Source organism: Caulobacter sp. B11 (genome assembly GCF_002737765.1).
Lineage (GTDB): Bacteria > Pseudomonadota > Alphaproteobacteria > Caulobacterales > Caulobacteraceae > Caulobacter.
This window is the reverse complement of sequence record NZ_PEGG01000187.1, coordinates 1-3,803: the sequence shown is the minus strand read 5'-3', so window position 1 is coordinate 3,803 and position 3,803 is coordinate 1. Positions and strand designations below refer to the sequence as shown.

The 3,803-nt window shown below is 67.2% G+C and carries 4 protein-coding genes and 1 pseudogene; 4 read left to right on the top strand and 1 reads right to left on the bottom strand.

The features are described 5' to 3' along the window. Positions 1-101: 101 nt before the first annotated feature. Both CSW58_RS08535 and CSW58_RS15780 read left to right on the top strand, forming a co-directional pair. A complete protein-coding gene (locus CSW58_RS08535) occupies positions 102-740 on the top strand; it encodes an SMP-30/gluconolactonase/LRE family protein (RefSeq protein WP_255406572.1) in 639 nt (212 codons plus the stop codon). Then, positions 737-988, top strand: coding sequence for an SMP-30/gluconolactonase/LRE family protein (locus CSW58_RS15780; protein ID WP_255406571.1), 252 nt, complete (start codon positions 737-739; stop codon positions 986-988). The genes CSW58_RS08535 and CSW58_RS15780 overlap by 4 nt, the downstream gene beginning before the upstream one ends. Positions 989-1,224: 236 nt before the next feature. On the opposite strand, the pseudogene CSW58_RS08530 reads toward CSW58_RS15780, so the two are convergent. Then, positions 1,225-2,315 (bottom strand): annotated as a pseudogene (locus CSW58_RS08530) (NADH:flavin oxidoreductase). Positions 2,316-2,577: 262 nt separating this feature from the next. Here CSW58_RS08530 and CSW58_RS08525 point away from each other — a divergent pair. Together CSW58_RS08525 and CSW58_RS08520 are read left to right on the top strand one after the other, a co-directional pair. Continuing rightward, complete coding sequence (locus CSW58_RS08525; protein WP_099447005.1) at positions 2,578-3,093, top strand: hypothetical protein; 516 nt, start codon at positions 2,578-2,580, stop codon at positions 3,091-3,093. A gap of 108 nt (positions 3,094-3,201) precedes the next feature. Then, a partial coding sequence (locus CSW58_RS08520) for a penicillin-binding protein activator LpoB (protein WP_099447004.1) occupies positions 3,202-3,803 on the top strand: 602 nt, incomplete at its 3' end.

Here is a 3,803-nt window from a genome sequence, read left to right as displayed (position 1 = left end):
CGCCAGGCCCCGCGCTTATAGTCCTCCCGTTCGCGCACCGCACCAGACGGAGCGGGCCCCTCCTGGGGACTCGCCATAGCGGCACAGCTCAAGGAAGACGCATGGACATCGAACTCGTCGCCGAAGGCCTGCTGTTTCCGGAAGGTCCGATCGCCATGGCCGACGGCTCGGTGATCCTCACCGAGATCCAGGCAGCAGAGGCTCAGCCGGATCACCCCGACGGCAAGCGCAGACGGTGGCGCAGACCGGCGGCGGTCCCAACGGCGCGGCCATCGGTCCGGACGGGGCGATCTATGTCACAACAATGGCGGCAGCTTCCAGTTCATCGACATGGGCGGCCTCAATGTGCCCGCCCCACCCCGCCCAGCCACACGGGCGGCTCGATCCAGCGGGTGGACATCAAGACTGGCGCGGTCACCACGCTGTACACCGAATGCGACGGCAAGCGCTGGTCGGCCCCAATGACCTGGTGTTCGACAAGCAGGCGCGGCTTCTGGTTCACCGATCACGGCTGCAGCACGCCCGAGGGCCGCAAGTTCGGCGCGCTCTATTACGCGCTCACCGATGGCTCGAAGATCACGCGGCAACGCGATCACTTCGTCTCGCCCAACGGCGTGGGCCTCTCGCCGGACGAGAAGACCGTCTATATGGCCGACACCACCCTGGGGCGGCTGTGGTCGTTCGACATCGCCGAGCCGGGCGTCCTGGCCCGCCGGCCGGCTTCGCGCCAGGCAATGTGATCTGCAACCTGCCGGGCTACCAGCTTCTCGACAGCCTGGCGGTCGAGGCCGGCGGCAAGGTCTGCGTCGCGACGATCATCAATGGCGGGATCACCGCCTTTGATACCGACGGCTCGACCGAGCATTTCGCCTTTCCAGACATGATCGTGACCAATATCTGTTTCGGCGGCGACGATATGCGCGACGCCTGGATCACCGCCTCGGGCACGGGCAAGCTCTACAAGGCCCGCTGGCCGCAGCCCGCCTGAAGCTGAACTTCAACGGCTAAAGCTCAGTCTCGAAGCAGGGCCCGACGGCCAGCAGGAACAGCGCCGCGAGGGCGAACAGGCCGGCGAGATAGGGAAGCCAATCCATGGGGGCGGTCTCCGGCGAGATCGGCCCCGTGCCGCCTCTCCGACCGCCACCTTCGACGCGCCAAGCGCGTGAAACCATCCCCGAAACGAGGGGGGCGGCGGCCACCGCCGCCCCCCAGGTCTGGAGGCCTCTAGTACAGGGTCGCCATGGCTTCGCGTTCGAAGGCCTTAAGTTCGTCGGTGCGGCCATCGCGGATCTTCAGCACCCACTCGGGGTCCTGCAGCAGGGCGCGACCGACGCCGACCAGGTCGAACTCGCCGCGCTCGAGGCGCTCCAGCAGACCGTCGATCGAGGCGGGCTGGCTGCCCTCCCCGCCGAACGCCGCGATGAACTCGCCCGACAGGCCCACCGAACCGACCGTGATGGTCGGGGCGCCGGTCAGCTTCTTCGTCCAGCCGGCGAAGTTCAGGTCGCTGCCCTCGAACTCGGGCTCCCAGAACCGGCGTTGCGAGCAGTGGAAGATGTCGGCGCCGGCGTCGGCCAGCGGCTGCAGCCAGGCTTCGAGTTCCTTGGGCGTCTCGGCGTTCTTGACCGCATAGTCCTGCTGCTTCCACTGCGACAGGCGGATGATCACCGGATAGTCGGGACCCACGGCGGCGCGGACGGCCTTGAGGATCTCGGCGGCGAAGGTGCTGCGCTCGCCGATGGTCGGGCCGCCGAAGCCGTCGCCGCGCACATTGGTGCCTTCCCAGAAGAACTGATCGATCAGGTAGCCGTGGGCCGCGTGCAGCTCGATGCTGTCAAAGCCCAGGTGCTTGGCGTTGGCGGCGGCCGAGGCGAAGGCGGCGATGGTGTCGGCCACTTCGGCGTCGGTCATCGGCTCGGTGAAGGGGTTGCCGCCCTTCTTGGACAGGCCCGAGGGGCTGTCGATCTTGCCCAGCACGTCCTTGCCCTTGGCGGCGCCCACATGCCAGAGCTGCGGGGCGATCAGGCCGCCGGCGGCGTGAACCTCGTCGACCACGACCTTCCAGGCCGCCAGTTCCTTCTCGCCGTGAAAGCGCGGCACATTGGCGTCGTTCAGAGAGGCGTCGCGGGCACGCCCGTGCCCTCGGTGATGATCAGGCCGACCTGACCCTCGGCGCGGCGGCGATAATAGGCGGCGACCTCGGCGGTCGGCACGCCGCCGGGCGAGAACGACCGGGTCATCGGGGCCATGACCACCCGGTTGGGCAGCTTCAGCGACTTGAATTCGAAAGGCTTGAACAGGGCGTCGAGGGACATGGGCGAGCTTCCAACAGCGGATTTTGGAAACTTTTAAACGACCGTTTGGCGTAACGCGCCATCGAAAAAAGCTGGGAGCGGGGTCAGCCCATGAGAAGAGCTCCAATCGGGGCGGCCGCGACACCCCCTGAAACGGGGGTGTCGCGCGGCGGTCAGGATCCATACCGTTGTTATCGGTTAGCCACGCTGAGGTGACTGACCGGGCGGGAAACCCGCCCGAATTCCGCTTCCGGAATTCGCGATATCGACTGGGGGACTCCTGATGAAACTCGTAAAAGCCGGGGCGCTGGTCGCCGTCGCCCTGATGATGACCGCTTGGGGCCCCGTGAAGATTCCGGCGCCGTCCGAACTGGTCTCGCCGACGCCGATCGAAGGCACGACCGGCAAATACATGTCGCCCTTCACCTCCGACGGCGTGACCGCCGAGTGGGTGACCAAGTCGATGAAGGTCAAGGCCTCGTCGGCGATCGGCGGCATGGCCGGGCAATATGCCGGCCAAAAGGCCGCCGAGCGCGTGCCCTTCGTGGGCGGCATGCTGGGCAAGAGCCTGGGCCAGAAGGCCGGCCGCTCGATGGCCCTGCAGTCGATCGGCGGCGCCGAGTTCCTGACCTCGACCTCGGACCTGTCCTTTGACTCGGTGCAGCAGATGGCCGTGTTCATGTACGTCAACTATTCGACGCGCGCCGACTATCAGCAGATCCTCGACGCCACCTACGCGATCTATCCCGAGCTGCAGCCCGCCTACACGCCGGCCCTGCAATCGGCGACGCGCAAATAGGCCTGGCTCTGGCGCGTCGCGGCCAGGCCGCCGGCGCGTCGACCGCCTTTTCCAACTGACATACCGGCGACGCCTCTGAAGGCGCACGCCTGGAATCCGGGGATCGCCATGACTCTCAAACCCGCGCGCCTGCTGCTTGTCCTGAGCCTGGGCCTCGCCGCCGCCACCCACCCCGCTCAAGCCCAGGATCGCAAGAAGGCGCCTCGCGGCGCCGCCGCGACGGTCTATCGCGACACCACCTCGCCGGACGGGGTCAAGGGCATCGGCACGGAGTCCCAGGACATCGTCTCGATGGCCGACGCCATGATGCGCGACCTGCTGACCGTGCCGCAGTTGCTCAGCACCACCGTGCCGCCGCGGGTGATCGTCGACTCGCAATATTTCCGCAACGAGAGCTCGGAGATCATCGACAAGTCGCTGATCACCGACCGCATCCGCGTCGGGCTGAACCGCGCGGCCGCCGGCAAGATCATGTTCATCGGCCGGGAATATGCCGGGATGATCGCCCAGGAGCGCGAGCTGAAGGACGCCGGCGCCGTCGACGTCGGCACCACGGGCCGCACCCGCGCCCAGGCCGGGGCGGACTACCGTCTGGTCGGCCGGATCGGCACCCGCGACTCGGTCGACACCCGCTCCGGAACGGCCTCGCGCTTCAGCCAGTACACGTTCGAACTCATCGATCTCGAATATGGCGCGATCATCTGGTCGAA